The following is a 23,897-nucleotide window of genomic DNA, read 5'->3' as shown; positions in this document are numbered from 1 at the left end:
AAAAAGAGCTTGTTCTTGACTCTGTTTGACAATCACAACCCTCTGTTAGACCAGGCTTAATATTTATGAAATTATTTATTGCAGAAAAACCTAGCTTAGCAAGAGCAATTGTAGACGTACTACCTAAACCTCATAAAAAAAATGATGGTTATATAGAAGCAGGTAATGGCGATGTCGTTACCTGGTGCATAGGACATTTATTAGAACAAGCTCCACCTGAGGATTACGATATTAAATATAAAAAATGGGTAGTTGAACATTTACCCATAATTCCTGAGCAATGGAAGTTAAAACCAAAACCAAAAACTCGAAAACAACTGACCGTTATAAAAAGGCTAATAAAACAAGCTGATACCATCGTAAATTCTGGTGATGTGGATCGTGAAGGTCAAATATTAGTTGATGAAGCGATTAGCTTTAGCGGAGCATCTAAATCCAAAATAGATAATGCTTTGAGGTGTCTAATAACCGATATGAATTTTAATGCGGTTAAAAAAGCGGTAGATAACTTAAAACCTAATAAAAATTATATCCCTCTTGCTGTTTCAGCATTATCAAGAGCTAGAGCTGATTGGCTTTATGGCTTAAATATGACTCGTCTTTGTACTTTACAAGGGCAGAAATCAGGCTATCAAGGCGTATTATCAATTGGTCGGGTACAGACTCCGATATTAGGTTTAGTGGTAAACCGAGATATTGAAATAGAAAATTTCATCTCAAAGCCTTTTTATGAAGTACTTGCTCATATCACGACAAAAAACGGTGAAAAGTATCAGGGTAAGTGGAAGCCAAGTAAGGCTTGTGAGCCTTTCATGGATGAAGAGAAACGCATATTATCAAAAAAGCTAGCTGAAAATGTAGTCAATCGTATTAATGACAAACCGGCAAAAATTGAAAAGGTTACACAGGATAAAAAACAGCAAGTAGCACCATTACCTTTCAGTTTATCTGGCTTACAAATATCAGCCGCTAAAGCTTTTGGTATGAGTGCAAAGCAAGTATTAGATATCTGTCAGCAACTTTATGAAAAGCACAAATTAATAACTTACCCTAGATCAGATTGCCAATACTTACCGACCGAACACCTCAATGATGTACCTGCCGTAACCAACGCTATGAGTAACGTATCTGAGAAATTAGCCGATATGTTAAAAAATGCAGATTTAAAGATAAGAAGTAGAGCTTGGAACAATAAAAAAGTCAGTGCTCATCATGCTATTATACCCACAGCTAAAAACACCCCAACTGGCGCACTATCAAATGATGAAGCTAAAATTTATGAAATAATATCTCGGCAGTATATTGCACAATTTTATTCAAATTTTGAATATATGGACAAGCAAATAGACACTATTATTGATGGTGGTTTATTTATCAGTAAGCAAAAAGATATCATTAAAAATGGCTGGAAAGATTTATTTCCTAGCTCTAATAAAAGTAAAGATAATTCCGAATTTTCTGCGATTAAGTTACCCAATGTTATAGCGGGTGATTGCGTGCATTGTTTACATGGCGAGCTTGTAGAAAAAAATACTAGCCCACCTAAATACTTTACTGATGCAACGATATTAGGTGCCCTTACCGGCATAGCTCGTTATGTGACGAATGCTGAAATAAAAAAGTTACTAAGAGATACTGATGGACTAGGTACGGAGGCAACACGTGCTGGTATTATAGAACTCCTGTTTAAGCGTCAATTTTTAGTGAGAAAAGGAAAGGATATAAGAGCAACAGAGATTGGGAAAAAACTCATTACCTCTTTACCCGTTCAAATCTCCCAGCCTGACATGACAGCACTATGGGAGTCACAGCTAGAATCAATAAGTAATAAAACACTCAACTACCAGTTCTTTATTAAAGGTGTTGAAAAAAACTTACAACAACTCATCCTTGAAGTTAAAGATATTGCATTTACTGATTTGCCCCAATCCAATACCCCAAGAAGATTTACTAAAAAAAGAAATAGAAAGCGAGCAACATAAAAATCATCTATTAAAGCTAATTGTCTAGAGTAGACTCGTTAGTTTATTAAGTATCTGTATTTAATTTTAACCCTATCTTGCTATGACTATATCAATAATATCATTACTGACTAAAGCAATGAAATGAAGTGCGAATATTAATTTGACACTCATGGAGAGCTGATAAAATGAGCAATGAGTCGTCGTGGAAACTGTTGCGATAATAGCTCAATGAAAGGGTTTTTAGACGTTTAAAAAACAATGAATACCAACAACGGGTTATCGCTCATTTTTTGAAGCTGAAAACTCAGTAGTTAACTATATTATTGGATATTACAGCAAAGTTAGGCCTCACCGTTATAATGGAAGATCATACTGGGGAAATTTTAATACTACAAAAACAGTAAAAGGGTTAGTCAAATATTTATTAAAAAATAGAGACTTGCACAATAAATACCCATAATGCAAACTAGAGTTAATAGTTAATAATAATAGTCTTAGTACTTTCTCAAGCTCCGTAAGTAAGTACAAATCAAAGACAAATAAGCTCAAATTATAGGGATCGTAAATGAAAGAGTTTAATAAAAACCTAGTTACGGTGGCCGTTACAATGGCCTTTACAATAGTCTGTCATAGTTCTGCATTCGCAAATAATATCATCGCCAGCAAAATGATCAACAAACATGCAAAACAGACTCTCTCTTCGGTCACAAAAGACGGATCTAGTAATAAGGTAGTCGATGCATTAGACCAATCAACAAATAACTTGGTCAACAATAAAATTCCAATAGGTCGTTCACTCACCGACGTGATAATGCTCACACCAGGTACCGTAAAAGGCGACACCGCGTTTGGAAATTTACCCGCTATTAATGGCGCCTCTGTCGCTGAAAATGTGTTTTATGTCAATGGCCTTAATATCACCAATGTTAGAAATAATACCGGTTTTGCGACTGTACCTTTTGATATGTTCGAGTCTGTCGAGGTTATAACCGATGGTTATTCCGCTCAATACGGCCGTTATCACGGTGGCATGATCAACGCTGAAACAAAATCGGGGAGTAACGAATTTAAGGCGGGTATAAACCTGAATTATGAACCTGATTTTCTTCGAGAGTCGTCCCCATCAGTTACGTTAGCGGATGGCTCATATTTTATTGACAATCGGGCCAGTGAATACTCAAATATAGACACTAATCTTTGGGCGTCGGGTGCATTGATTGAAGATCAGCTATTTTTCTATGTTTTATTCAACCCTAGAAAAGTGGAGTATAGTAATTTTGCGAGCGATCCGATTAATCCGGGGCCGAATAATAAAGCCCGATATCAAGTCACGGAAGAAGATCCGTATTGGGGAATGAAGCTCGACGGCTATATTACCGATAACAATCTGCTGGAATTCACGCTGTTTTCCGATAGCAGTAATAACGCCACCCAAATCGTCAGCCCCCATGGCGACACGATAGAGTCGCACAATGGGGTTGACTACACGGGAGGCACAAATTGGACGCTAAAATATACCTCGATTATCACCGATGATTTCGCGTTAAGCGTCCAGTATGGTGTCCATGAAGCTGAACGTACCAGTAAAAATGAACTGGATGACAACCCTGTGGTGTATTACCTTTATGAAAGTGCCGGAGAGTTTGTTAAACAGGGCCAATTTCTTAATTTTCTAATTGATGAAGGAGACGATGAACGCCAGACTATTCGTGTTGATATTAATTGGACGCTCGGTAGTCACGAGTTAAGTTTTGGACTCGACGCCGAGAAATTAACAGCAAACCAGCGTACCATCAACTCGGGTGGCGCTTATTACTTACTTTACGTCGACGATTATACCGATCCCGACACCCCCCAATTCAGGCAAGTCCGTCACCGTCAATATGAATCGGGCGGTAGCTATGAGTCGGAAAATATCGCCTACTACCTTGAAGACAAATGGCAAGCCACCGACCTGTTAACAGTAAACTTTGGGTTGCGCAGCGACTCCTTCAAAAATGCTGATGGAGTCGGAGAAAACTTCTCAACCATGGATAACCATTGGGCGCCACGTTTGGGCCTAACTTATGACTTATCAGCAGATGGCCGAACGCGACTTTGGCTAAATGCTGGTCGCTTTTACTCACCTATTCCAATGAATGCTAACTTGCGACTCGGAGGGAGTGAAACCTACAGGCAAGATTATTATGCCTTTGATGGCTTCGCCGATCCGATTTTACAAATCCCCAATCTTAGCACTCCAATCTATCACTTTGACTATTATCATTATGGGTCTCCTCCTGAAAACTACGACATTGCCGATAAAGATTTAAAACCAATGACGTCTGACAACGTTAATATTGGTTTTAAAATGCCCGTCACAGACAACTGGCTGCTGACTGTTGAAGGTACTTACCGTAATTTAGCTATGGCGGTTGAAGATATAAGCGTAGACGCGGGCTTTAATCGTTATCTTGAGCGAGAATTTAATGCCAGTTGTACCCAATGTTCGGGGTTTCATTACTATATATTGGCCAACCCAGGGCAGGATGTGACCATCAAGGCGAACCCAGACGATGACGGGCCACTCCAATATCAAGAATATACTATTTCAGCCGCCGACTTAGGCTACGCAGAGCCCGAGCGCACATATACGGCGATGAGTTTTTCACTTGAACATGCATGGGACGGACTGTGGATGTTAAATGCCACGTATACTTGGTCGAAGTCAAAAGGTAATTATGAAGGCTTAGTTCGCTCAGACAACCGCCAAGACAACACTCGCATCAATACTGGAATAACGCCACAATATGACCTGCCGGGTCTAATGGATGGCTCCTACGGTGATTTACCCAACGACCGCCGTCATCAAGTTAAGATATACGGGGCGTATCAAATCACTGAGCAATTAAACTTAGCGGCTAATTTCAGTTATCAATCGGGTCGGCCTGTAAACGCATTTGGTTATCACCCAACGGATGAAAGTGCACAAGCCTATAGCGCTGAATCGTTTTACGCCCAAGGACAATTAGTACCCCGCGGTTCAAAAGGTCGGACCGACAGTGTGATGACCCTTGATGTGTCTGCTAGCTATCAGTTTGACTTAGACGACTCTACTGTTATTTTACGTGTCGAAGTATTCAACCTGTTAAATTCAGCCAGTGTTACCCAAGTGGATGAAATGTGGGACGATGAAGATAATACCATAGCGGTAACTTCGCCATTAAAGAGCGCGAGTTACGGTTTACCAACTAGTTGGCAAACACCAAGAACAGTACGTTTATCGGTGAATTACGAATTTTAGCAGAGTCAAAGGACAGGTATGCCAAAATGGCCAAAATGCCAACTGCACGATTAAAGGGAGGCTTGGAACAACAGTCTTTTGAGCAATTACCCAAAGTGCCTTTTAAGCGAAAATCAAAAAGAAAGACGCGCTTTAAAAAGGCAGGGTAATATTTTACTGGTGATTGAACACGTTCAAATTAATAGTGATACTAACGCTTATGCAAAAATATCACTATGTGGTTGGCTCAGTACTTGAAAAAGGATGTCACGAGGTGCCATCCAAAAAGTTTAAAAAAGAGATTAGTTAAGGATACCTGTTAATATTAATACCGCTATAACAGCTAGACATAACAACAGAGTCCGCTTTGCCAACCTCACTAATAAACAAGGTTCCGCAGTACAGTCATCAGGGTCAACCATAAAGTCTTCAGACTTTTGCGCAACGCTAATCAATATTTGGTTGGGCTGCTTGTTGATATCAAATAAATTTTCTAACCATACCGGCATGGCTTTTGAGAAGTGTCCTACCAGCATATAACCAAAAGCAACCATGCGTACTGGCAACCAGTCGACCCAAAAGAGCATATCTTTCAATAACTGAGATTCATTTTTTTCCATAGAATCTGTTGTTTTAGCCTCATTATTTACTTCAACATCGGCTTCATCAACCTCAACCTCAGCGTTAGCTTTTTCTTGCTTGTCTGAACATTCTTCTGCAAGCACTTCAGGACATTCATTCATGGTCACTAGTAGACGATAAAATAATGCACCAGCGGGTCCAAAGACAACGAATAAAATCATAATGGCAATAAAATATCGGTAATTTAACCATACTAATAATTGACCAAAACTCATTGGTGCGCTGCAGGTATCTTGTTGCAGTTGGCTATGATGCAATTCACATGTTGTCGGCTCGCCTCGAAAAGCCGACAATAAATAGGCTTTGTAGCTCTGCCGCGTTTTCGTACAACCAAAACAAACAATCAAAATCAAGGTTGAAAAGATTAAATAGAGTAAGCCATCATCAACAAGCTCGAGCAATAAGTCACAAACAACAACGGGGATGGCAATAAAGATAAGCTGTGAGACAATTGACGGTTTGGCTAAATGCATTAATTTAGTGCGTTTAAATAGATCAACATAAGCATGAAAATAGGTTTGAAATTGCCACGCTGTCGTCGACAAGTAACGCTCTGCCGCCAAGGCAATAAGTAAGCTAATAAGACTCATATAGTTTTCCTAATTTATTATCCATTTGTAAAATGAGTATATCGCCGTGGCCATTCAAACACTCTGATATCTGCATTTTCATTGGTAACGAGTATATACCCTTTGCTATTGAATTAACTAGACTTTAAACAATCATGAAAATGTTGCCAATTAAAAGCATCACCCGGATCTGTCTTTCTCCCTGGCGCAATATCACTATGCCCGGCTATATGACTTTTAATGTCGGGATAACATTGTTGCAATGCTTGGGTTAATTGCGCCAAAGTATGATATTGCGCCGCTTCATAAGGAATATCATCAGCGCCTTCAAGCTCAATACCAATAGAAAAATCATTACATTTATCAAACCCCTGATAGGAGGATACACCCGCATGCCAAGCTTTATCATCAAATGAAACGTATTGAATAATATGCCCTACTCTGGTTATCAGACAATGAGCAGAAACTTTTAGCTGGGCAATCTCTTCAAAATAGCAATGTGCTTTGCTATCTAACTTTCCTAAGAAAAAATCAGTAATATAGCCACCACCAAATTGATTTGGCGGTAATGAGATATTATGTACAACCAATAAATGAACCGTATCATTTTTATCTCGCACACTAAAATGTGGTGATTTTTGTTGTTCTTCATTCACAAGCCAGCCACTGATAATAGGCATATTACTATTTTGCTTGGTGGACAATTTATTTTTTAAGTCTTTCGTCATACAATAGCTTTAATATTTAATTTCAAGATTTGTGAACAGAGTATGACTGAATTTGATTCGACAAACAAAATGGGAAAAATATTTATTTGGTTAGCGTGGTTAATTGCGTTGGCATTAATGGTGTTTTTTTTTCAAGATGTACTTGATAAGCAATGGGATCCTAACAAAGATCCACAGATGAGTTTAAATACACAGGGTAAAGCGGAAGTAACATTACAACAAAACCGCCAAGGTCATTATGTAGTACATGGTGAAATAAATGAGATGCCCGTGGTTTTTTTACTCGACACTGGAGCAACACAAGTGTCGATTCCCGCTCATATAGCAGAGCAATTGCAGCTCAAGGGAAACAGACCGTCACTCGTTAATACGGCCAATGGCACTACCACTGTTTATCAAACTGAATTACAACAGCTCAGTATTGGTAATATTTATTTGTATGATGTTAGCGCCCACATCAATCCCAGCATGCAGTCTAATGAAATTCTATTGGGCATGAGCGCATTAAAAAGGGTAGAATTCAGCCAGATAGGTAAGAAACTTGTTTTACGCGAGCAATGATCTACCTGCTGTGATTTACTGGCGATAAACGCCCCACTAAAAACTCACTTAATTATTTACCAACAAGAGAATAAAATTCAATGCTTTCTGTGCAACTACAACACGATATTAAAAAAACAGTAACTTGGGCATTATGTGAAGATTTAGGTGTTGATAACGCCGACGCATTAAAAAATAGCCAAGATATTACAGCTGAGTTAATTCCACTGGAAAATATAGCGGTTGCTAATATCATTACCCGTGAAGATTGTATTATTTGTGGTGTGGCTTGGGTTAACGAAGTTTTTGCCCAGCTCGATGTGATACATAAGACAAAAACGGATATTACTTGGTTTGTTAACGACGGCGAAAGTGTCAAAGCCAATAGCACTTTATTTGAATTATCTGGAAACGCACGTGTTCTTCTTACTGGCGAACGATGTGCTTTAAATTTTTTACAATCCCTTTCCGGAACCGCAACATTAACCAGTCGCTATGTTAAAGAATTATCGGCGAGTAACACTAAGTTACTTGATACCCGAAAAACATTGCCTGGCTTACGTAGCGCGCAAAAATATGCGGTAACATGTGGCGGCGGTGTTAATCATCGTATTGGTTTATTTGATGCTTTTTTAATTAAAGAAAATCATATTGCCGCCTGTGGTGGCATCGAGAAGTCGATTCAAACGGCTCGAAAAAACCATCCAAATAAAACGGTTGAAGTTGAAGTTGAAAATATCGAAGAACTCACTCAAGCATTAAAGGCTGGCAGCGATATTATTATGCTTGATAACTTTAGTCATGAAATGATTGAGCAAGCGGTTATGGCAACCGCTGAAATTTCACAAGGTAAAACCAAATTAGAAGTTTCTGGCAATATGACCATAGAATCACTGAAAAGCTATGCAAAAGCAGGTGTCGATTTTATTTCAGTGGGCGCATTAACTAAAAATATCAATGCTATTGACCTTTCTATGCGCTTTGTTTAACATTTTAGCGTGTCACAATTAGTTAAAAAGATGTTACTTATTGATGTTTTTTTAACTAATATCAAAAAAATGATAAAAAAAGTGTCACAAAATTTTACATTTCCTGATTTTTGTCGCAATATAAATTCAGCCCCCGTAATCATGTATGGATATACCTATTATGAACAATGTTAAATCTTTAAGAAATAAATCTTTAAATAAAGCAAAGGGTTTTACCCTTATTGAATTAATGATCGTTGTTGCGATCATCGGTATTTTAGCCGCAGTTGCACTACCTGCGTATCAATCTTATACCGCTAAAGCAAAATATACTGAAGTTGTACTAGCTAGCTCTGCATTCAAATCAGCCCTTGAAGTGTGTGCCCAAGTAGAAAACACATTAGCAATAGCAACTTGTGGTCATAGCTTGAATGGCATTCCAGTAGCCGTTACTGCAGCGAATAACGGTGGTATAATAACTTCTGTAACTATAAGTGAGGGTGTTGCTGATGCGACTAATACTGTTATTACTGTTGTGCCTGTTGCAGGTGGTGGTATCCTTGTGGGCGATGAATTTATATTAACAGGCACACTTGCTAATGGTAAAGTAACCTGGGCAGATAACTGTTCTACACTTTGTTAGTATAATTATTATTATTAAAAAGCTCCTCTGGAGCTTTTTTTTTACCTAAATTTTATCAACACTTCTTTTTACTCAACTTAAAACGGGTTAACATATAATTATAGTTAACATTTTCCTTACGACTAAAAGGTTTACATGAAAGGACATCACGGACAATCAAGTGTGTTAGCTACACTTTTAAAGCATGACATTGTCGCCGAGAATATGGTCGAATCGATTAGTGCTGACTTTCTTAAACAAACAAAACCTTTCGTACGATTTCTTATTGAAGATAAAAATTTAAACGCGGATAGTATCGCGGTAATACTCTCTCGTAGTTTTGGCTTTCCGTTAATCGACCTTAACGCTTTCGATAGTACAATGATCCCCGATGGCATTCGCAACGAAAAATTGATCCGTAAACATAATGCACTGCCCTTATTTTTACGTGGCAAAGTGTTATTTGTCGCGATGTCTGACCCAACCAATTTAGATGCGTTAGAAGATATTCAATTTAACACCGGTTTTCCTACCGAATTAGTGTTAACCAATGAACAAAACCTACAAGTCTTTATTGATAAAATTCTTGAAGAAGAAAGTGATGCTTTAGATATTACCGATATTGATGCTGCGGAACTTGCAGGTATTGACGTTCAAGAAGAGCGTCAAGAAGATGATAGCGCTACCGGTGATAAAGAAGATGCACCGATTGTTGTCTATATCAATAAGATATTACTCGATGCTATTCGCAAAGGGGCTTCAGATTTACACTTTGAACCTTACGAAAAATCTTACCGTATACGCTTTCGTGTTGATGGCATTTTAACTGAAATGGCAAAGCCGCCAGTATCACTTGCCTCTCGTATGGCGGCACGTTTAAAAGTCATGTCAAAACTCGATATCGCTGAACGGCGAGTCCCCCAAGATGGACGGATAAAATTAGCCTTGTCCAAGAAAAAATCAATTGATTTTCGTGTTTCAACGTTACCGACGATGTGGGGCGAAAAAGTGGTAATGCGTATTCTTGACTCTTCAAGTGCGATGTTAGGTATTGAAATGCTCGGCTATGAGCCGGCGCAAAAGCAAATTTACATGGACGCTTTAGCGCAACCCCAAGGTATGATATTAGTCACGGGACCAACCGGCTCAGGTAAAACAGTGTCTCTTTACACCGGGTTAAATATTCTTAACACCGAAGAACGTAATATATCAACAGCAGAAGATCCGGTAGAAATAAATTTAGATGGCATTAATCAAGTACAAATTAATGTGCGTGCCGGCTTAACTTTCCCTAATGCGCTGCGCTCTTTTCTTCGCCAAGATCCCGATATTGTTATGGTAGGGGAAATTCGTGATCTTGAAACTGCTGAAATAGCGATTAAAGCCGCGCAAACCGGACACTTAGTGTTGTCTACGTTGCACACAAACTCAGCCTCAGAAACCCTGACTCGATTATTAAATATGGGCGTTCCTTCATATAACGTCGCCAGTTCGGTCAGTATTATTATTGCTCAGCGTTTAGCCAGACGCTTATGTAATCGCTGTAAGGTTGAAGATGTTATACCTAGACCTGAACTAGAAAAACAAGGTTTTACCCCTGAACAACTTAGCGAAATAAAATTATTTAAACCCGTAGGTTGCGATCAATGTACGGGGGGCTACAAAGGTCGAGTTGGTGTTTATGAAGTGATAAAAATCAGTGAAAAAATGTCTTCTATTATTATGGAAGGTGGTAATTCTATGGATATCGCTCAGCAGTGTCAAAAAGAAGGTTACAATAACTTACGCCAATCGGGTTTAGAAAAAGCCCATCAAGGGGTAACAAGTTTGGCGGAAATAAACCGTGTAACTTCTGCATAAAAATTAAGCACTCACTATTATTTTTAGTGATCTTGACTAGTATTAACAATGATTAATATTTTAACTTTACAGGTAAACACTATATGGCAACTTCAGGGGCTAAAAAAAGAAACTTACCGCAAGCTAAAGCTCTTGATACGTTTGTTTGGCAAGGGGTAAACCGTAAGGGTAAAAAAGTTAACGGTGAGCTACCCGCGACCAGCATGCTAGAACTAAAAGCTCAGTTACGCAAACAAGGCATTACCCCAGGGAAAGTAAAAAAGAAAGCCAAGTCTATTTTTGGGAATGCCAATGACAAAAAAATAATACCTGCAGATATGGCCATTGTTACTCGGCAAATAGCGACCATGCTTGGCGCTGGTGTGCCCTTAGTACAAACCGTTCAAATGATAGGTAAAGGTCATAACAATGGTAACATGCAAAGATTGTTAGGTGATATCAGTAATAAACTGCAATCGGGTATTCCATTATCTGAATGTTTACGCGACCATCCACAATACTTTGATGACTTATATTGTGATTTAGTCAGTTCTGGCGAGCAATCGGGCGCACTTGAGACCATTTATGATCGTATTGCGACTTACAAAGAAAAAGCCGAAGCATTAAAGTCTAAAATTAAAAAAGCGATGACTTATCCTATCTCTGTATTAGTGATAGCATTCATTGTTACCTCAATATTATTAATTTTTGTCGTGCCAGTATTTCAAGAAATTTTTGCCAGCTTTGGCGCTGAGCTACCTGCCTTCACTTTATTTGTTATTGCCCTATCGGAATTTATGCAAGCTTATTGGTATTTAGGCTTAGCGGGGCTATTTATTGCCAGTTTCTTTTTTAAAAAAGCTCATCTTAACAGCCAAAGTTTTAGAGACCGAGTTGATAGAATAATATTAAAAATTCCGGTTATTGGTGCCTTACTCGAAAAGGCAGCCGTTGCCCGCTACGCAAGAACTTTATCTACCACCTTTGCCGCCGGTGTCCCCTTACCTGACGCATTAGAGTCGGCTGCGGGTGCGTCTGGTAATGCAGTTTTTCGTATTGCAATTCTTGAAATTCGCGCCGAAGTGTCATCGGGTATGCAAATGAATTTAGCAATGCGTAACTGTAATATCTTTCCTGACATGGTTATACAAATGGTTGCGATTGGTGAAGAATCAGGCGCTGTAGATGATATGCTTGCCAAAGTTGCCACAATATATGAGCAACAAGTTGATGACGCAGTAGACTCACTGACCAGTTTATTAGAGCCGATGATAATGGCAGTACTCGGCGTAGTGATTGGCGGATTAATTATCGCTATGTACTTACCTATTTTCGAAATTGGTAAAATTGTTTAATGTCGCGCGCTAATATTTTTATACCTAGTTTTCACCATAGTTAATTAATAAATAATAAAAGGTTTTATCTTGTCTGAATTTATTCATCTGTTAGAAAGTAACTCGCTGTTTTTTTATGGCTTTGTTTTTGTTTTCTCGTTAATGATAGGTAGCTTTTTAAACGTAGTTATTTATCGTTTTCCAAAAATGTTAGAACAAGGTTGGTATCAAGAGTGTCGAGAATTTCTTGCCGATGAGCTCAAGCCATCATCGACAAAGCAAGTAGAGCCCCTTACTTTATCAACGCCCGACTCTACCTGTCCATATTGCCAACATAGCATTCGTTTTTATGAAAACATTCCTGTGGTTAGCTGGTTAATGTTGAAAGGAAAATGTAGCCAATGTAAAAATAAAATCTCTGCGCGTTATCCATTAGTTGAATTAAGTACCGCTTTATTGAGTTTAGTTATTGCTCAACATTTTGGTGTCACTGTTATCACTTGTTACGCCTTAATATTGACGTGGGGCCTAATTGCCTTAACGATGATCGACTTTGATCATATGCTGCTCCCCGACCAAATTGTTCTGCCATTAATGTGGTTAGGCTTAATCGTAAATCTATCAAATGGAATTGTGCCTTTAGAAGATGCTGTTATCGGCGCTATTGCCGGCTACACCAGCCTTTTTACGGTTTTTTGGCTGTTCAAATTAGCGACGGGCAAAGAAGGTATGGGCTTTGGTGATTTTAAGCTGTTTGCACTCTTTGGTGCTTGGCTAGGTTGGCAATTATTACCCTTACTTATTTTAATGGCATCAGTAGTCGGTGCCATTATCGGCATTAGTTTAATGCTTTTTAAAAATCATCAAAAAGATCAGGCGATTCCTTTTGGCCCTTACCTTGCGATCGCAGGTTGGATCACATTTTTATGGGGTGAAAATATATGGTCTTGGTATTTAGTCCAAGTGCTTTAGCCGAATGAAAATGACTATAGCAAAAAAGATCGTTATTGGTTTAACCGGCGGTATTGGTTGTGGCAAAACAACCGTTGCTAATTTTTTTGCCGACTTAGGCATCGATATTATTGATGCCGATATCGCGGCAAGAAAAGTTGTCGCACCTAACAGCGGCGCATTACTGCAAATATCTCAGCATTTTGGCAAGACGTTTATTATGCCAGACGGCACCCTTAATCGGGCCTTATTACGCAGTCAAATATTCAGTAATGAAGCAGATAAACAATGGCTTAATAACTTACTTCACCCGTTAATAAGACAAACCATGCTCGAAGAGATCCAGCAAAGTCAGTCACCATATTGCTTGCTTGTCGCACCTTTACTTATCGAGAACAACTTACAGAGTCTAGTTGCACGTATTTTAGTAATTGATATCAGTGAATCAGCACAAGTTAAGCGTGCGGTATTGCGTGATCCTAGCTCATCAGATGAAATAAAGCGTATTATTGCCAGTCAAATATCAAGGGAAGATCGCTTAAAACATGCCGATGATATTATTGATAACTCCGGTTCTGACTTGAGCCTAATAAAAGCGAGTGTCATTAAGCTAGACCAAAAATATCGAAATTTAGCAACGAGTTAGTAAAATTGTACAAATTTTACTATTTTTAGCAAAAAAATTCGCCATTTCTGTTGGGTGTCGTTAGTATGGAAAGCTAAACACTCAGCTTTATTGATGACATTAGGTTAATGACTAAAATTTTATATGAACATCCGCTTAACGAACGGATCCGTAACTACCTTAAACTTGAACATTTATTTGCTCAGGCACAAGATTGTCTGCAGCGTAAAATTTCAGTCAGCCATCAAGTTTTCTTTAACGCCTTATTTGCCATTATTGATACCTTAGAACGAAATGATGTTCGCGGTGACTTAATTAAAGATCTTGAAAAACTAGAACAAAATTTAGTGATATGGTCACAAGCGCCTGAAATAGATGACAGTATCTTAGCTGAAAATCTACAACAAACTGTCGAGCTTATTTGTCAATTAAAACCAAATACTCCTGTGTGGGCACAACTCAAACACGACAAGTTTCTGGCGACCTTAAAACAACGCTTTGCCATGCAGGGTGGCAGCTCAAGTTTCGATTTACCACAATTACAGTTTTGGTTACATCAAGACAGTGAGATTCTTGCTAAAGATGTCCAAGGCTGGCTTGCCCTACTTGAACAAGTTAAAAGCGCTTTAGATATGATATTAAAGTTTATTCGCCAACGGGCTGAATTCAAACAGATAGATACCGAGAGTGGTTTTTACCAAGATAATGGTGAAGGTATTTTATTACTTCGTATTAAAGTTGACCAAAAATCACCTTATTACCCAACGGTAAGTGGTAATCGTCTGCGTTATTCTATTCGCTTTATGTCTCTTTGTGATGAAACCGGACGTAAGTATTCAAATAAGGCCACTTCATTTCAATTAGCTCGCTGTTAGCATTCGCTTAATTAATTTCACAAATACCCTTTATCCATTCAATATGCAGGTTTCATCTTGGAGTAGGAAGGGTATAATCCTACCACTAAGTATTTAATTACAAGCACCAACTATGACCTTAAAAGTATCTTGTCCAACGTGTCAAAAAGAAGTTATTTGGCAACCAGAGAGTCAGTTTCGCCCTTTTTGCTGCAAACGTTGCCAGTTAATTGATATTGGTGAATGGGCTGATGAAGGACATAAAATCAGCCAGCCATTACAAGGTGATATCCAGTTAACCGAAGAGATGCTTGACGCACTTGAAGGTGAGTTTTTACAAAGTAATAAGTTTTTTGTTGAACCGGAATAGTATTATTTGTTCATCAGCAGTTTTTCAACAATCGCAACATTAGCGGCGGGAAAGTCACATTGGCTTAACTGCGCTAATGTGAACCAAGCTGATTGCTGTCCTTCTTGGGCAATAGGTTCATGTTGGAAGTTATCAACCACATAAACATCTAATAGCACCTTTTTATCGCCATAATCATGGCTAACTTTAATGAGCGGGTAGCAAGAGAGAACATCTATTGCTACTTCTTCTTGAAGCTCTCTGTGCAAAGCCTGAGCAACTGTTTCATCTTTTTCCACCTTACCACCAGGAAACTCCCATTTCCCGCCTTGATGCGCATTAGCGAGGCGCTTGGTAAGAAAGTACTGCTCTTCTCGCATGATAACACCGACCGCTACATGTACTACTTTTTGCATAACTCTTTCCTAAAGCTTTAAATTAATCAATGATTTCGTTGTTAACGTAAAAGACGAACCTAGCTTAAACAACAAAGCGTCTAATCATACCCTACGCATAATTTTACATAACCATGCATTGCCATGTCTGTGAAAACGACATTGTTCGAATGAATTTAGTTAATGATGATTCGTCTGTAACAAAAATTATAACTGAACACTGCAATAATAATCGTCATTAGCATTGCGCATATAAAAAACGCCAGTCAATAACTGGCGTTTTTTTCATACATATTAATAAATAACGATTAGGTTAATTTACCATGACATTGCTTATATTTCTTACCTGAACCACATGGACAAGCTTCATTACGACCTACTCGTTGTATTTCTGGCTTTGTCTCTGTACTGCTAGCAGATTCGTGGGTATATTCTTTTGGAATATCTTCAGCTTTACGATGTTGCTCTTCAACGGCTTCAACATCAGACTCAGCGCGAATTTTTACTTTGCTAAGAATACTAATAACGTCATATTTCAGGGTCTCAAGTAATTCACCAAATAACTCAAAAGATTCACGTTTAAACTCTTGCTTAGGGTTTTTCTGAGCATAGCCACGTAAATGTATACCTTGACGTAGATGATCCATCGCTGCTAAATGTTCTTTCCAATGAGAATCTAAGCTTTGTAACATAACCGCTTTTTCAAATTGACGAATAACATCGGCACCAGCTTGCTCTTCTTTCTCGGTATAGTTAGCTTCAACTTCTGCTAATAATTTTTCGCGTAAAGTTTCTTCATGCAATTTAGTATCTTCTTCAAGCCACTTTGCAATAGGGAACTCTAAAGATAGCTCGCCCTTAAAGCGCTCTTCTAAACCAGAGATATCCCACATTTCTTCCATAGATTGCTGAGGAATATGCTGATTTATAATACCAGTTACTACATCTGTACGAATATTTTTAATAACATCAGCAATATCAGCTTCGTCCATTAACTCGTTACGTTGTTCATAAATAACTTGGCGTTGATCATTAGAAACATCATCGAACTCAAGAAGTTGTTTACGAATATCGAAGTTACGACCTTCAACTTTACGCTGAGCATTTTCGATGCTGCGAGTGACCCATGGATGTTCAATGGCTTCGCCGTGCTCCATGCCTAACTTGCGCATCATGTTTGAAATACGTTCTGAAGCAAAAATTCGCATCAGTGCATCTTCCATCGATAAGTAGAAGCGAGTTGAACCTGCATCACCTTGACGTCCTGAACGGCCGCGTAATTGATTATCAATACGACGAGACTCATGGCGTTCAGTGGCAACTATGTGTAAGCCACCTAATTCTAAGACTTTATTGTGCTGTATTATCCATTCTTCTTTCGCTTTAGCGATGCTTTCTTTGCTTTGCTCTTTTAATTTAGCAACAATCGCATCAAAGTTTCCGCCTAAGACGATATCGGTACCACGGCCTGCCATGTTAGTTGCGATAGTTACTGCGCCAACTTTACCCGCATCAGCAACAATTTCAGCTTCTTGCTGGTGAAACTTAGCATTCAATACTTTGTGCTTAATTTTTGCTTTCTTTAAGAAGTCAGATAAAAACTCAGAGGTTTCTATACTGATCGTACCAACAAGCACAGGTTGTCCGCGTTCAACACAATCTTTAATATCTTCTAAAATCGCTTCAAACTTTTCATCAGCGGTTAAATAGATTAGATCGGCAAGATCTTTACGGATCATAGGTTGATTGGTTGGAATAACTACGGTTTCTAAACCATAAATATGATTAAACTCAAATGCTTCTGTGTCAGCAGTACCTGTCATTCCTGATAATTTTTCGTAGATACGGAAAAAATTCTGGAACGTTATCGAAGCTAAGGTTTGATTTTCGTTTTGAATATTCACCCCTTCTTTTGCTTCAACGGCTTGATGTAACCCTTCTGACCAACGACGGCCTTCCATCGTACGACCGGTATGTTCATCAACAATAACGATTTCGTCATCTTTAACAATATAATCGACATCTTTTTGGAAAAGCTTATGGGCACGTAATGCCGCCATAACATGATGCAATAAGGTAATATTGGTGGCTGAAAACAAAGAATCTCCGTCTTGAATGAGACCTTTCTCATTCATGATTTCTTCAATTCTTATTTGGCCATGCTCTGTTAGATAGATTTGCTTAGACTTTTCATCAATTGTGAAATCACCTTCAACAAAATCTTTAGATTGACCAGTATCTTTATCTTTGTCTTCTTCGTTTTGTAGTACCAACGTCGGCACAACAAGGTTAATTTGACGATAAAGTTCAGAGCTATCTTCGGCTTGACCCGAAATAATCAAAGGAGTTCTAGCTTCATCGATTAAAATTGAATCGACTTCATCAATAACAGCAAAATTCAATGGCTTTTGCGTACGCTCTTCTGGCGAAAAGGCCATATTGTCACGTAAGTAATCAAAACCAAATTCGTTGTTAGTACCATAGGTAATATCTGAATTATAAGCCGCTTGCTTCTCAGCTGATGCTAATCCGGCAATATTACAACCTACCGTCATATCTAGAAAATCAAATAATGGTCGACACCAGTCAGCATCACGTGTTGCTAGGTAATCATTCACCGTTATAACGTGAACACCCTTACCTGTTAATGCGTTGAGGTAAGAAGGAAGTGTCGCGGTTAACGTTTTACCTTCACCAGTGCGCATCTCCGCAATTTTACCATCGTTTAAGACCATGCCGCCGATCATTTGTACATCAAAGTGGCGCATACCAAAGACACGTTTACTGGCTTCACGTACAACAGCAAATGCTTCTGGTAGGATACTTGATAGAGATTCTTCTTTGGCTAAACGCTCTTTAAATTCTGCGGTTTTTGCTTTTAGTTCTTCGTCAGAAAGAGCTTCCATAACGGGCTCTAAGGCGTTTATTTTTAAAACTTCTTTATTCATTTGTTTAATTAATCGATCATTACGACTACCAAACATTTTCGTCATTAACTTTACAAACATCTTGTTAAACCATATTGATATTAGAAGAAATACTTCCGCTGAAAATAACGTGACCAACAAGGGTCACATAAATTGTTTTTATTTTGCTTTTCTATATACGAACTTAATTGGATCTATTTGTGCATTATTGCGTAAAATTTCGTAATGAACATGAGGTCCAGTCGAGCGCCCCGTGCTACCCATACGTGCAATAATTTGTCCTTTGCTAACCACATCTCCTACTTTAACGAGTAAATTTTTATTATGACCATAACGAGTTTTTAATCCCCTACCGTGATTAATCTCGATAAGTTGCCCGTAGCCGTACCGGTCACTTGCCCAAGAAACAACACCTGAAGCCGTTGCAATTATCGCAGCACCTTCTTTACCTGCGAAGTCTACACCTTTATGTATCGCTGCTTTACCACTAAATGGGTCTTTTCGTACACCGTAATATGAAGAGAGCCAACCACCAATCATTGGTCGACCAGACAAATAGCTGCTACTTTCTATATGGTGACCCAAAGTCAAAGATTCAAGCGTAGTCAGTTGATTTTCTTCGTGGTGCAAACTTTCTTCTAGTGTTGATATTTCAGTTAACAACTCTGCCAGTGGCTTTTTATAATGGTTTTCACTCTGCAGCATAGGACCACCTGATGGCGGTAATTGTTGAAAATTAAATTCATTTTCTGGAATTGATGCTTCACTTGCTAAACGGTCACCTAAAGCATTCAGTCGTAACACTTGGCTTTGCAACTCAGCGAGTTTCATCGTTAGTGCGGTTAATTGTGGTTCAGTTAATTGCTGAGGATCTATCTTAGCGGGTGAATTCAAAGCATAGGGTACAGCTTGTGGCACGTCATCAGCAGAAAAAATCAAATGAACAACAAAGCCTGATATTAGCGCAAATACAGTGATCGCAGACAACCAATGCAACTTATTCAGCGTCATTGAAAATCTAACGTTCTTTCCACGATATAGTAGTGTTAAACTCATAATTACTTAAATACTATTCCAAAGTAGAGTGGTTAATGGCACGCAAAACAAGAAAACCTTCAGATATGTCAGAGCTCTTTCAATCATCGAAAGGCACTTTGGCACAAATAGCAGCAAAAACCAACTCTTTAACTATCTTGTCTGACATTGTACGCCAAACTTGCCCTGACCTGCCAGCAGATGTCTGGCATATTGCCAATTTTAAGCAAAATTCTTTAGTAATTGAAGTCACATCTGCTGTTTGGAGCCAAAGACTACAGTTTGAACGGATGAATATTTGCCGTGAACTGGCCATTGCTACCGACAAGGCTTTTGATCAAATTGAAATTAAGGTATCGCCTTATCGCAATAAAGTCGTTTATCAATCTGAAGAAAAACCCGCGGAGCCATTACATATCTCACAAAACACCGCTAACCAATTATTGGCTATTGCTAAAAACGCGCCTGAGAGTTTACGTAAAAAATTAGAAAAATTGGCAAAACACGCTGACAAAAACGCCATATGATAATTTTGCCTAGATATGATTTATACCCTTTATCTTAAAATAAAAAACCAGTCATTTGACTGGTTTTTTTATTGAGTAACATTAGCAGTATCTTAATTAAAATGCGGCAGCCGTTACTTCTTGATATTGGATAGGAGACGGTGTTTCATCTTCGTAAGTCACCCATTCCCAACTTTCTTTTTGCTTAAAGACTTCTCTTAACAAGATATTATTTAAGCCATGTCCAGATTTAAAGGCATTTAACTCACCTAAAATACTGTGACCACACATATACAAGTCGCCAATCGCATCGAGTATTTTGTGTTTAACAAATTCATCGTCATAGCGTAATTCATCTTTATTAAGCATGCGGTATTCGTCAAGTACAATGGCATTTTCTAAACTGCCACCTAAAGCTAAATCGTGAGAGCGAAGAAATTCGATATCACTCATAAAGCCAAAAGTACGTGCTCGACTAATTTCTTTAATAAAAGAACAGCTAGATAAGTCCATGCTCATCGTCTGACATGTTTTAGAAATAACAGGATGTTCAAATTCAATAGCAAAATTAATTTTAAAACCATGGTAAGGCTTTAATTCTGCCCATTTGTCACCTTCTTCAACACGAACAGTTTTCTTTATGCGAATAAAACGTTTTGCTGCTGCTAATGTTTTGATGCCAACCGACTGTATTAAATAAACGAACGGCAATGCGCTACCGTCCATAATCGGGATTTCAGGAGAATCTATTTCAACAATTAAGTTGTCAATACCTAAACCTGCGGCAGCTGATAACAAGTGCTCGACGGTGGAAATCTTCACACCTTGTTCATTGACTAAGCACGTACACAAAGTTGTCTCGCCCACAGCTTCAGGCGTTGCTGAAATTTCAACAATCGGATCTAAATCTATGCGGCGAAAAACAATACCAGTATTGGCTGGCGCAGGACGGAGAGTCAACTGCACCTTTTCACCTTTGTGTAAACCAACACCAACGGCGGTTACACTGTCTTTTAATGTACGTTGTTTAATCATAAATGCCTTATTAAGCTTTTACTAACCTTGAAATGCACCGTCCTCTTTCGACGGGCGCACAATATAGCAGAAAAACATAACAAAATCAAAATATCAGCTTTTAGCTTCACATTATTTTACACACAACTGTTCAACCAGCTGTATCCTAGTCACATATTAATTCGAATAATATTAGCGATTATATACACTATTTTTATTCTCTGATGACAAAATTAACCGTTCAAATTAGTCAGCTTGTTTACGTAAAAATGCCGGGATATCTAAATAGTTCTCGATATCTGCTGCAGTTTGTACTTGAGCATTGCTGTCTTGCATTGTTATCGGCGCTGTATTTACTTCTGCCTGTGGGCTAGCAATAAATTCTTGGCCAACGGCAATAGGTGCAACAGTAGGAGCTGGATTTACTAGTGTTATATCTGGCTTGCGATCAGCACCAATACCGGTTGCAACTACAGTTACACGTAATTCATTAGTCATTTCAGGGTCGATAACCGCACCAACAACAACCGTTGCATTTTCAGAAGCAAAGGCCTTTACTGCATTACCCACTGTTTCAAATTCATCGATACTAATATCCATGCCAGCAGTAATGTTTACCAAAATACCGCGAGCACCAGCTAGGTCAACATCTTCAAGTAATGGACTCGAAATTGCAGCTTCTGCAGCTTCTTCTGCACGATCAGGACCCGATGCAATACCAGAACCCATCATTGCTGTGCCCATTTCTGACATAACGGTACGCACATCGGCGAAATCGACGTTAATCAAACCTGGACGAGTAATTAGCTCTGCAATACCCTGCACAGCACCTAACAATACATTATTTGCGGCTTTAAAAGCGTCAAGTAACGACGTACCTGGGCCTAAAACTTTTAATAATTTTTCATTAGGTATAGTAATTAATGAGTCGACACTTTTCGATAATAACTCAATACCTTGATCTGCATAGTTCATGCGTTTCTTGCCTTCAAATGGGAAGGGTTTGGTAACAACAGCAACCGTTAATATGCCCATTTCTTTTGCAATTTCAGCAACAACTGGAGCAGCACCCGTACCTGTACCACCACCCATACCTGCGGCGATAAAGATCATATCAGCCCCTTGTAGAGTTTCTCTAATCGTTTCTCTGTCTTCTTCAGCGCTGCGACGACCTATTTCAGGGTTAGCGCCGGCACCTAAGCCTTTAGTAACATCTGCACCAAGTTGTAAAGTAACATTGGCTGCTGAATTACGTAATGCTTGTGAATCGGTATTTGCCGTAATAAATTCAACACCTTCAATGGTTTGACAAACCATGTGCTCAACTGCATTACCGCCACCGCCACCAACACCAATGACTTTGATTACTGCTTCTTCGTTATGATCTTCCATTAATTCAAACATTTTTACTCTCTCCGATTTTTATGTTTTGTTCCACCAAAACGCGATTTAACTCTTACTTTTTACTTACCCACCATGATTGAGGTAGATTATAAAAATTTATTTACTCTTCTTATAACAAAGGTTTTAGTGAGGGTTAAAACTCACCTTTAAACCAAGCTAAGATACGCGAAGTAATACTAGCAATACCTTCACTTTTCTTACTCTCTATACTTTGTTGTTCATTGGCTTGCATACCGTAATGTAATAAACCAACAACCGTTGAGTAAGTTGAATCATCAACATACTCTTTTAAACCACTCATACCTTTTGGCTTAGCGACACGTACTGGCATTTGAAAAACTTCTTCAGCAAACTCAACAACACCTTCCATTTTCGCTGTACCACCGGTTAACACATAACCTGCGGCAATTTGATCTTCTAAGCCCGCTTCGCGTACCGCTTCTTGAATAAGTTCAAAAAGCTCTTGGTAACGTGGCTCAACAACTTCCGCTAAAGTGTGACGAGACATTGAGCGTGCAGGACGACCACCAACACTCGGTACTTCAATGTTCTCTTCCATACTCACCATTTGTCGAAGCGCACAAGCATATTGCACTTTAATGTCTTCTGCGTGGCTTAACGGCGTTCTAAATATTTTCGCAATATCACTGGTGACCTGATTACCGGCCACAGGTATAACCGCAGTGTGTCTTAAAGCACCGCCAGCAAATACCGCAATATCCATCGTACCTGCGCCCATGTCTACCACACAAATACCGAGTTCTTTCTCATCATCTGTTAGCACAGCATAACTAGATGCTAATGCTGAAAAAATAAGTTGATCGGCTTTTACTTCACAGCGCTCAACACATTTAACAATATTTTTAGCCATGTCGTTAGCACAAGTAACAATATGAACTTTGGCCTCCATTCGGACACCTGACATACCAATCGGGCTTTTTATCCCATCTTGGCAGTCAATACTAAATTCTTGTGGTAGTACATGTAACATGCGTCGTTCCGCGGAAATCGGTACTGAACGCGCGGTATGTATTACGTTATCAACATCTTCTTGAATGACTTCTTTGTCATTGATTGGCACCATGCCATTTTCATTTTGACAACTAATATGCTTACCTGAAATACCTAAGTAAACCGAGCTAATTTGGCAATCGGCCATTAATTCAGCTTCGTTGATAGCACGCTGAATTGATTGAATAACCAAATTCAAATCATTAACGCCACCTTTATCCATACCTCGTGCAGGTTGATTTCCAACACCAACAATACTTAATTGATTGTCCGGTGTTATTTCACCAACAGCAACAGATATTTTCGACGTTCCTATGTCTAAACCTACTACCAAGTTTCTTTCGTTTACTTTTGACAT

20 protein-coding genes and 1 pseudogene are annotated in these 23,897 nt (G+C 38.8%); 13 read left to right on the top strand and 8 right to left on the bottom strand.

Annotated features, from left to right (window positions below):
• Positions 1 to 65 precede the first annotated feature (65 nt).
• The 3 genes and pseudogenes from H4J56_RS02355 to H4J56_RS02350 all read left to right on the top strand — a co-directional run bounded on the left by H4J56_RS02355 (position 66) and on the right by H4J56_RS02350 (position 5,247).
• Entirely contained in the window at positions 66 to 1,982 is a 1,917-nt protein-coding gene (locus H4J56_RS02355) for a DNA topoisomerase III (RefSeq protein ID WP_182258805.1), read from the top strand.
• A gap of 171 nt (positions 1,983 to 2,153) precedes the next feature.
• Positions 2,154 to 2,325: pseudogene (locus H4J56_RS19970) on the top strand (IS3 family transposase); the annotation flags it as partial.
• A gap of 204 nt (positions 2,326 to 2,529) precedes the next feature.
• Positions 2,530 to 5,247 (top strand): TonB-dependent siderophore receptor, encoded by a 2,718-nt coding sequence (locus H4J56_RS02350; protein WP_182258804.1) that lies wholly within the window; start codon positions 2,530 to 2,532, stop codon positions 5,245 to 5,247.
• Between the two features lie 281 nt (positions 5,248 to 5,528).
• Here the strand turns inward: H4J56_RS02350 and ampE are convergent, their stop codons facing one another.
• Both ampE and ampD read right to left on the bottom strand, forming a co-directional pair.
• Positions 5,529 to 6,458, bottom strand: a complete 930-nt coding sequence (ampE, locus tag H4J56_RS02345; RefSeq protein ID WP_182258803.1) for a beta-lactamase regulator AmpE — start codon at positions 6,456 to 6,458, stop codon at positions 5,529 to 5,531.
• A gap of 113 nt (positions 6,459 to 6,571) precedes the next feature.
• Positions 6,572 to 7,165, bottom strand: coding sequence for a 1,6-anhydro-N-acetylmuramyl-L-alanine amidase AmpD (ampD, locus tag H4J56_RS02340; protein WP_259368145.1), 594 nt, complete (start codon positions 7,163 to 7,165; stop codon positions 6,572 to 6,574).
• A gap of 42 nt (positions 7,166 to 7,207) precedes the next feature.
• Between ampD and H4J56_RS02335 the strand changes: the two genes are divergently transcribed.
• The 9 genes from H4J56_RS02335 (at position 7,208) to yacG (ending at position 15,268) form a co-directional block, all read left to right on the top strand.
• Positions 7,208 to 7,726: a TIGR02281 family clan AA aspartic protease gene (locus tag H4J56_RS02335; protein WP_182258802.1), complete on the top strand. Its 519-nt coding sequence runs from the start codon at positions 7,208 to 7,210 to the stop codon at positions 7,724 to 7,726.
• Positions 7,727 to 7,815: 89 nt separating this feature from the next.
• On the top strand, positions 7,816 to 8,694 hold the full coding sequence (gene nadC, locus H4J56_RS02330; RefSeq protein ID WP_404842631.1) for a carboxylating nicotinate-nucleotide diphosphorylase: 879 nt from the start codon (positions 7,816 to 7,818) through the stop codon (positions 8,692 to 8,694).
• A gap of 160 nt (positions 8,695 to 8,854) precedes the next feature.
• The gene (locus tag H4J56_RS02325) at positions 8,855 to 9,316 is read left to right on the top strand and encodes a prepilin-type N-terminal cleavage/methylation domain-containing protein (RefSeq protein WP_182258800.1); all 462 of its coding nucleotides are present in this window, start codon (positions 8,855 to 8,857) and stop codon (positions 9,314 to 9,316) included.
• Positions 9,317 to 9,451: 135 nt separating this feature from the next.
• The gene (pilB, locus tag H4J56_RS02320) at positions 9,452 to 11,155 is read left to right on the top strand and encodes a type IV-A pilus assembly ATPase PilB (protein ID WP_182258799.1); all 1,704 of its coding nucleotides are present in this window, start codon (positions 9,452 to 9,454) and stop codon (positions 11,153 to 11,155) included.
• Positions 11,156 to 11,238: 83 nt separating this feature from the next.
• The gene (locus H4J56_RS02315) at positions 11,239 to 12,489 is read left to right on the top strand and encodes a type II secretion system F family protein (protein WP_182258798.1); all 1,251 of its coding nucleotides are present in this window, start codon (positions 11,239 to 11,241) and stop codon (positions 12,487 to 12,489) included.
• Between the two features lie 69 nt (positions 12,490 to 12,558).
• On the top strand, positions 12,559 to 13,440 hold the full coding sequence (locus H4J56_RS02310; RefSeq protein ID WP_259368144.1) for an A24 family peptidase: 882 nt from the start codon (positions 12,559 to 12,561) through the stop codon (positions 13,438 to 13,440).
• Between the two features lie 10 nt (positions 13,441 to 13,450).
• A complete protein-coding gene (gene coaE / locus H4J56_RS02305; RefSeq protein WP_182221128.1) occupies positions 13,451 to 14,065 on the top strand; it encodes a dephospho-CoA kinase in 615 nt (204 codons plus the stop codon).
• 107 nt (positions 14,066 to 14,172) lie between these two features.
• Complete coding sequence (gene zapD, locus H4J56_RS02300; protein ID WP_182213328.1) at positions 14,173 to 14,919, top strand: cell division protein ZapD; 747 nt, start codon at positions 14,173 to 14,175, stop codon at positions 14,917 to 14,919.
• Between the two features lie 112 nt (positions 14,920 to 15,031).
• Positions 15,032 to 15,268, top strand: coding sequence for a DNA gyrase inhibitor YacG (yacG, locus tag H4J56_RS02295; protein ID WP_070374766.1), 237 nt, complete (start codon positions 15,032 to 15,034; stop codon positions 15,266 to 15,268).
• Between the two features lie 2 nt (positions 15,269 to 15,270).
• Here yacG and mutT read toward each other — a convergent pair whose 3' ends face one another.
• The 3 genes from mutT to H4J56_RS02280 all read right to left on the bottom strand — a co-directional run bounded on the left by mutT (position 15,271) and on the right by H4J56_RS02280 (position 19,580).
• Entirely contained in the window at positions 15,271 to 15,663 is a 393-nt protein-coding gene (gene mutT / locus H4J56_RS02290) for an 8-oxo-dGTP diphosphatase MutT (RefSeq protein WP_182213326.1), read from the bottom strand.
• A gap of 287 nt (positions 15,664 to 15,950) precedes the next feature.
• A complete protein-coding gene (gene secA / locus H4J56_RS02285) occupies positions 15,951 to 18,650 on the bottom strand; it encodes a preprotein translocase subunit SecA (protein WP_182258797.1) in 2,700 nt (899 codons plus the stop codon).
• 78 nt (positions 18,651 to 18,728) lie between these two features.
• Positions 18,729 to 19,580, bottom strand: a complete 852-nt coding sequence (locus H4J56_RS02280) for a M23 family metallopeptidase (RefSeq protein ID WP_231907448.1) — start codon at positions 19,578 to 19,580, stop codon at positions 18,729 to 18,731.
• A gap of 80 nt (positions 19,581 to 19,660) precedes the next feature.
• Here H4J56_RS02280 and H4J56_RS02275 point away from each other — a divergent pair, with 80 nt between their 5' ends.
• Entirely contained in the window at positions 19,661 to 20,131 is a 471-nt protein-coding gene (locus tag H4J56_RS02275) for a DUF721 domain-containing protein (RefSeq protein WP_070374770.1), read from the top strand.
• A gap of 96 nt (positions 20,132 to 20,227) precedes the next feature.
• On the opposite strand, the gene lpxC is transcribed toward H4J56_RS02275, so the two are convergent.
• The 3 genes from lpxC to ftsA form a co-directional block, all read right to left on the bottom strand.
• The gene (lpxC, locus tag H4J56_RS02270) at positions 20,228 to 21,145 is read right to left on the bottom strand and encodes a UDP-3-O-acyl-N-acetylglucosamine deacetylase (protein WP_070374771.1); all 918 of its coding nucleotides are present in this window, start codon (positions 21,143 to 21,145) and stop codon (positions 20,228 to 20,230) included.
• Positions 21,146 to 21,370: 225 nt separating this feature from the next.
• Positions 21,371 to 22,528 (bottom strand): cell division protein FtsZ, encoded by a 1,158-nt coding sequence (gene ftsZ, locus H4J56_RS02265; RefSeq protein ID WP_070374772.1) that lies wholly within the window; start codon positions 22,526 to 22,528, stop codon positions 21,371 to 21,373.
• A gap of 133 nt (positions 22,529 to 22,661) precedes the next feature.
• Entirely contained in the window at positions 22,662 to 23,897 is a 1,236-nt protein-coding gene (ftsA, locus tag H4J56_RS02260; protein WP_070374773.1) for a cell division protein FtsA, read from the bottom strand.

Source organism: Colwellia sp. BRX8-4 (assembly GCF_014077345.1).
In the GTDB taxonomy this organism is placed as follows: Bacteria; Pseudomonadota; Gammaproteobacteria; order Enterobacterales; family Alteromonadaceae; genus Colwellia_A.
Note: the sequence above shows the minus strand (reverse complement) of the source record. Positions and strands in the feature narration are given on the sequence as shown.

Bases quoted from the DNA above. Each gene is read 5' to 3' on its own strand.
- H4J56_RS02275 (WP_070374770.1), top strand. From the start codon at position 19,661: ATGGCACGCAAAACAAGAAAACCTTCAGATATGTCAGAGCTCTTTCAA.
- ftsZ (WP_070374772.1), bottom strand. From the start codon at position 22,528: ATGTTTGAATTAATGGAAGATCATAACGAAGAAGCAGTAATCAAAGTC.
- H4J56_RS02335 (WP_182258802.1), top strand. From the start codon at position 7,208: ATGACTGAATTTGATTCGACAAACAAAATGGGAAAAATATTTATTTGG.
- ftsA (WP_070374773.1), bottom strand. From the start codon at position 23,897: ATGTCAAAAGTAAACGAAAGAAACTTGGTAGTAGGTTTAGACATAGGA.
- yacG (WP_070374766.1), top strand. From the start codon at position 15,032: ATGACCTTAAAAGTATCTTGTCCAACGTGTCAAAAAGAAGTTATTTGG.
- mutT (WP_182213326.1), bottom strand. From the start codon at position 15,663: ATGCAAAAAGTAGTACATGTAGCGGTCGGTGTTATCATGCGAGAAGAG.
- pilB (WP_182258799.1), top strand. From the start codon at position 9,452: ATGAAAGGACATCACGGACAATCAAGTGTGTTAGCTACACTTTTAAAG.
- H4J56_RS02355 (WP_182258805.1), top strand. From the start codon at position 66: ATGAAATTATTTATTGCAGAAAAACCTAGCTTAGCAAGAGCAATTGTA.
- H4J56_RS02315 (WP_182258798.1), top strand. From the start codon at position 11,239: ATGGCAACTTCAGGGGCTAAAAAAAGAAACTTACCGCAAGCTAAAGCT.
- H4J56_RS02325 (WP_182258800.1), top strand. From the start codon at position 8,855: ATGAACAATGTTAAATCTTTAAGAAATAAATCTTTAAATAAAGCAAAG.
- zapD (WP_182213328.1), top strand. From the start codon at position 14,173: ATGACTAAAATTTTATATGAACATCCGCTTAACGAACGGATCCGTAAC.
- lpxC (WP_070374771.1), bottom strand. From the start codon at position 21,145: ATGATTAAACAACGTACATTAAAAGACAGTGTAACCGCCGTTGGTGTT.
- ampE (WP_182258803.1), bottom strand. From the start codon at position 6,458: ATGAGTCTTATTAGCTTACTTATTGCCTTGGCGGCAGAGCGTTACTTG.
- H4J56_RS02280 (WP_231907448.1), bottom strand. From the start codon at position 19,580: ATGACGCTGAATAAGTTGCATTGGTTGTCTGCGATCACTGTATTTGCG.
- H4J56_RS02350 (WP_182258804.1), top strand. From the start codon at position 2,530: ATGAAAGAGTTTAATAAAAACCTAGTTACGGTGGCCGTTACAATGGCC.
- ampD (WP_259368145.1), bottom strand. From the start codon at position 7,165: ATGACGAAAGACTTAAAAAATAAATTGTCCACCAAGCAAAATAGTAAT.
- secA (WP_182258797.1), bottom strand. From the start codon at position 18,650: ATGTTTGTAAAGTTAATGACGAAAATGTTTGGTAGTCGTAATGATCGA.
- coaE (WP_182221128.1), top strand. From the start codon at position 13,451: ATGACTATAGCAAAAAAGATCGTTATTGGTTTAACCGGCGGTATTGGT.